At 68.3% G+C, this 4785-nt stretch carries 5 protein-coding genes and 1 pseudogene; 4 read left to right on the forward strand and 2 right to left on the reverse strand.

All coding sequences use genetic code 11. From position 1 onward, the window contains the following. Window positions 1–189 (reverse strand): MgtC/SapB family protein (locus GJ693_RS13905; RefSeq protein WP_197042208.1); only part of this gene is annotated, 189 nt, incomplete at its 3' end. A 62-nt stretch (window positions 190–251) separates the two neighbouring features. Between GJ693_RS13905 and GJ693_RS13910 the strand changes: the two genes are divergently transcribed. From GJ693_RS13910 to GJ693_RS13925, 4 genes are all read left to right on the forward strand, one after another. Further along, entirely contained in the window at window positions 252–1052 is an 801-nt protein-coding gene (locus GJ693_RS13910; RefSeq protein ID WP_156256877.1) for a glycosyltransferase family 2 protein, read from the forward strand. 40 nt (window positions 1053–1092) lie between these two features. Next, the gene (locus GJ693_RS13915) at window positions 1093–2394 is read left to right on the forward strand and encodes an alkaline phosphatase family protein (RefSeq protein WP_156256878.1); all 1302 of its coding nucleotides are present in this window, start codon (window positions 1093–1095) and stop codon (window positions 2392–2394) included. Window positions 2395–2463: 69 nt separating this feature from the next. After that, window positions 2464–3672, forward strand: coding sequence for an acyl-CoA dehydrogenase family protein (locus tag GJ693_RS13920; RefSeq protein ID WP_156256879.1), 1209 nt, complete (start codon window positions 2464–2466; stop codon window positions 3670–3672). After that, window positions 3672–4565 carry an ROK family protein gene (locus GJ693_RS13925; protein ID WP_156256880.1) on the forward strand — a complete coding sequence of 298 codons (894 nt, stop codon included), beginning with the start codon at window positions 3672–3674 and terminating at the stop codon, window positions 4563–4565. Before GJ693_RS13920 ends, GJ693_RS13925 begins: the two co-directional genes overlap by 1 nt. On the opposite strand, the pseudogene GJ693_RS17045 reads toward GJ693_RS13925, so the two are convergent. Next, window positions 4544–4785 (reverse strand): annotated as a pseudogene (locus tag GJ693_RS17045) (alpha-galactosidase); the annotation flags it as partial. The gene GJ693_RS13925 and the pseudogene GJ693_RS17045 overlap by 22 nt on opposite strands.

Here is a 4785-nt window from a genome sequence, read left to right on the forward strand (position 1 = left end):
CCAGCCCTGCGCCTGCTCGGCCACGAAGCCGGCCAGCCCGCCGATCAGCCCGAACAGGCCGAAGGTGCGCAGGCCGGCAACGCGGCTGCCGGGCCGGGCCGCGCGCTGTTGCCAGCCACGTTCCAGGCCGATGAGCAGGCCGATGGCCAGGGGGATCACCAGCCGCGCCAGATCGCCATTTGCGAGCATCGCCAACAGCCGTGCCGGCCCGGCGCTTGCCGGTCAAGCGGCGGCACCGTAAGGCACGGCGCATGGCCACCGCTTTCCGTCCCAAATGGGTGATCGTCATCGCCTTCTACAACGAGGCGAAGTTCATCGCGCCCACGGTCCAGTGCGCGCTGGCGCAGGACCGGGATGACATCATGCTGGTCTGCGTCGACAATGCCTCGACCGACGCCAGCCCGCAGATCGTCGCCGATGCCATCAAGGGCCATCCGCGCGCCATGCTGGTGACCGAGACCAACCAGGGCCACACCTTTGCCCTGCGCCGCGGCCTCGCCATCGCGCAGGAGTTGGGCGCCGAGAACATCGCCTTCTGGGATGCCGACACGTTCTATCCGCCGCACTATATCAGCCGCGCGGATCAACTGCTGGGCACGGACAAGCGCATCGTCGGCGTCCAGGCCTTTGATATCTATGGCCCCTACGACAGCCCCAAAAACCGCCTCATCCGCCATCGCATGGCACTGACCGCCAGCCTATTGAGCGGCCAGGGCCACACCGGCACCTTTGGCCAGGCCTTTCGCATTGTGCCGCTCGTCGCCTGTGGCGGGCCGAAGAATGATGACTGGCCGTTCGTGCTGTATGATCACGAACTCATCCACCGCATCCTGAAGGTCGGCCGGCTCACCCATGCCGCCGATCATGTCTGCTGGCCGGCGCCGCGCCGGCAGGTCAACAGCCATGTCCGCTGGAACCTTGTCGAGCGGCTGACCTATGCACTGACGCCCTATGCGGTGAAGGACTGGTTCTTCTACGATTTCCTCGCCCCCCGCCTGCGGAGGCGCGGCATGTTCGAAGCCGGCCTGCGGGTGCGCGACTGGGAAGAATGACTGTCATCGCCCGGCAACATCGGCACGGCATGGACGGTCCATGCTGACCCGCCTCGCCCTGCTGCTCCTGCTCGCTGCCCCCGCCACTGCTGCGCCGGTGCTGATGATCTCTGTCGATGGCCTGCGCTCGCAGGAATGGCAGCGGCGCGACAATGGTCTTGCCCTGCCGGCCCTGCGCGGCCTCGCCGCAGCCGGCACCAGCGCGGCGGTGACCGGCGTGCTGCCCACCGTCACCTATCCCAGCCACACCACGCTGATCACCGGCGCCACCCCGCGCCGGCACGGCATCGCCAACAATCTCACCTTTGATCCCACCCGCCGCAATGCCGAGGGCTGGTACTGGTATGCCAGCGATATCAAGGCGCAAACCTTGTGGCAGGCCGCCAGCGACGCCGGCCGCCGGGTCGCCAATGTGCACTGGCCGGTGAGCGTCGGCGTGGGCGGGATGACCGCCAACCTGCCGCAATATTGGCGCACCGGCATGCCCGATGACGACAAGTTGCAGGCGCTCCTCAACACCCCCGGCCTGCCGCTGCCCGAGGCCGGCCCCTACCCCACCGGCAAGGACGAGAGCATTGCCAGCGACGAAGGCCGCACCGCCCAGGCCATCGCCCTGCTGAAGCGGTTCAAGCCGGATTTCATGACCGTCTATCTGACCGGGCTTGACCATGAACAGCATGACAGCGGCCCGGATTCGCCGGCATCACGCGCCGCGCTGCAACGCATCGATGCCGCCGTTGGCCGGCTGGTGGCCGCCGCCCGCGTCGTCGATCCGGCCACCACCATCGTGCTCGTCTCCGATCATGGCTTTGCCCCCACCAGCCGGGCCACCAACCTGTTCACACCCTTCATCAAGGCCGGGCTGATCCGCCTGAGCGCCGACGGCAGCGCCATCACCAGCTGGGACGCCATCCCGTGGACGGCAGGCGGCAGCGCGGCGATCGTGCTGGCCCGGCCCGACGATGCGGCGCTGAAGGCCAGGGTGGAGGCGGTGCTGACCGAAACCGCCGCCGATCCCTCCGCCGGTATCGACCGCGTGCTGGACAGCGCCGCCGTCGCCGCGGCCGGCGGCACGGCCGACGCCGCCTTCTGGGTGAATTGCAAGCCCGGCTGGCTGATGGGCAGCAAATTGACCGGCGGGCAGGGCGAAGCCACCACCACGCGCGGCATGCACGGCTATTTCCCTGATGTGCCGGCCATGCGTGCCAGCCTGATCGCCACGGGCCCTGGCATCGCCGCCGGCCGCGATCTCGGCGTCATCGACATGCGCGCCATCGCCCCGGCGGTCGCCGCCCGGCTGGGCGTGACGCTGAAGGACGCGCAACTGCCTGCGGCCTTCTGAGCCGCCTCCCCAAAGCGCCGGTTTCGTTGTTCCATTGCTGCGGCCAAGGTGGTCGCAGGGAGATTGGCGATGCAACTGGCCTGGAGCGCTGACGATCTGGCTTTCCGCGATGAAGTGCGGGACTTTCTGAACAGCGAGCTGACGCCCGAGCTGAAGCAGGCGGCGTCCGGCATGACCAGCGTCTATGCGCCGCCGCACGTCGCCATCGCCTGGCAGAAGAAACTCCATGCCAAGGGCTGGGTGGCGCCGTCGTGGCCCACTGAATGGGGTGGCTGCGACTGGTCAGTGGCCCGCCGCTATATATTTGCCCGCGAAACCACAGAGGCCGGCGCGCCGCCGCTGTCGCCCATGGGCCTGGGCATGTGCGGCCCGGTGCTGCTGCATTATGGCACCGAAGCGCAGAAGCGTCGCTTCCTGCCGCCAATGCTGGCCGGCGATGAATTCTGGTGCCAGGGCTATTCGGAGCCCAATTCGGGCTCCGATCTCGCCTCGCTGCAGATGAAGGCGGAGCGTGACGGCGATCATTTCGTCTGCACCGGCCGCAAGATCTGGACGACCCACGCCCATTATGCCGACTGGATCTTCTGCCTGGTGCGCACCACCCGGATGGAAAAGCCGCAGCTGGGCATCACCTTCCTGCTGATCGACATGAAGACGCCCGGCATTTCCGTACGCCCCATCGTCTCGCTGTCGGGCGAGCATGTGCAGAACGAGGTGATCTTTGACGACGTGCGCGTGCCGGTGGCCAACGTGGTGGGCCGCATCGATGATGGCTGGACGGTCGCCAAATATCTGATGGAGTTCGAACGCGGCGGCCACGCCTATGCGCCGTCTCTGGTCAAGCGGGTGGACACGCTGGTCGTCCATCTCGCCGAAACCGGCCAGGCCATGCCGGGGCGCATCGCTGCCCTGCGCACCGAGATCGAGGCACTGGACGCGCTGGAGCTGCAGTTCAACGCCGGCCTGTCCAACGGCGCCGCCCCCGGCCCGATGGCCAGCGCGCTGAAGATCCTTGGCACCGAGCTCTCCCAGCGCCTGACCGAGCTGGAGGTGGAGGCGGCGCTGCCCTGGGTGGAAGCCTATCAGCCGCACCTCACCCTGCCCGGCGGCGATGTGCCCGGTTTCAGCGCACCGGCCGATGGCCTGGTTGTCGGCCCGGCCTGGGCGGCCAAGGCCTTTCCCAAATATCTCAACGATCGCGCCGGCTCCATCTATGCCGGCACCAACGAGATCCAGCGCGGCATCCTCTGGCAATATCTGGCGCGACGGAACGGCTGATGCCGCTGATCGCCGGGATCGAGGCTGGAGGCACCAAGTTCGTGGTGGCGCTGGCCACGGCTGACGGGGAACGACTGGCGCAGACGCGCATCGCCACCACAGCTCCGGCCGAAACGCTGGGCGCGGTGGCGGAATTCCTGCGCAGCGCCAGCGCCCGGCATGGTGCCATCGCCGGCATCGGCATCGCCAGTTTCGGGCCAATCATCGTTGATCCCGATCACCCCGATCATGGCCGTTTCACCACCACGCCCAAGCCGGGCTGGCCCGGTGCGCGCTTTCACGACTGGTTGGGCGGGTTTGGCGCGCCGATCCTGGTTGATACCGATGTCAACGGCGCCGGGCTGGCAGAATGGCTGCAGGGCGCCGGCCGCGGCTGCAAGACGCTGGCCTATTCCACCATCGGCACCGGCATCGGCAGCGGAATCCTGAAACATGGCCAGCCGCAGACCGGCATCCTGCACCTGGAAAGCGGCCATATCGCCATGGCGCGCGACCGGCAGCGCGACCCGTTCATCGGCTGCTGCCCCTGGCATGGCGATTGCCTGGAAGGGCTGGCCAGCGGCGTCGCCATCCAGAAACGCTGGGGCGAAGGGCTGGACGCGCCGGTCTGCCCACCCGAACGCACGGCGTTGATCGCCGATTATATCGGCCAGCTCTGCACGGCGCTGGTGCTGCTGCACATGCCGGACCGGCTGATCCTGGGCGGCGGCGTGATGAAGGCGCCCGGCCTGATCGATGCAGTGCGGGCGGCGACGGCGCGGCGGCTCAATCACTATGTGCAGGCCCCGCAGCTTGGCGGCGATCTCTCGGATTACATCGCGGCGCCTATGCTGGGTGATGACGCCGGCCTGATCGGCGCGCTGGCCCTGGCTCAGCGCGCCGCGGCGAGGTGAAAAATCGCAACGCTTTCCGCCAGCAGCGGCGGCAGCGGCAGGCCGGCATGGGCCAACCAGTCAGCGGGGAAGCGAACGCCTTCGCCTGACAATGCGTCCAGCAAGGCAGGTTCGCCAAAACCGCGGTGCGGCGTGGTGCCGGCGCGGGCCAGCAGCCGGGCCTGAACCGGGCCGGCGCCGGCAAGGAACGGCAGGGCCAGCGGCTGAGGCCGGCGATCCT

The organism is Sandarakinorhabdus oryzae (assembly GCF_009733735.1).
GTDB lineage: Bacteria > Pseudomonadota > Alphaproteobacteria > Sphingomonadales > Sphingomonadaceae > Sandarakinorhabdus > Sandarakinorhabdus oryzae.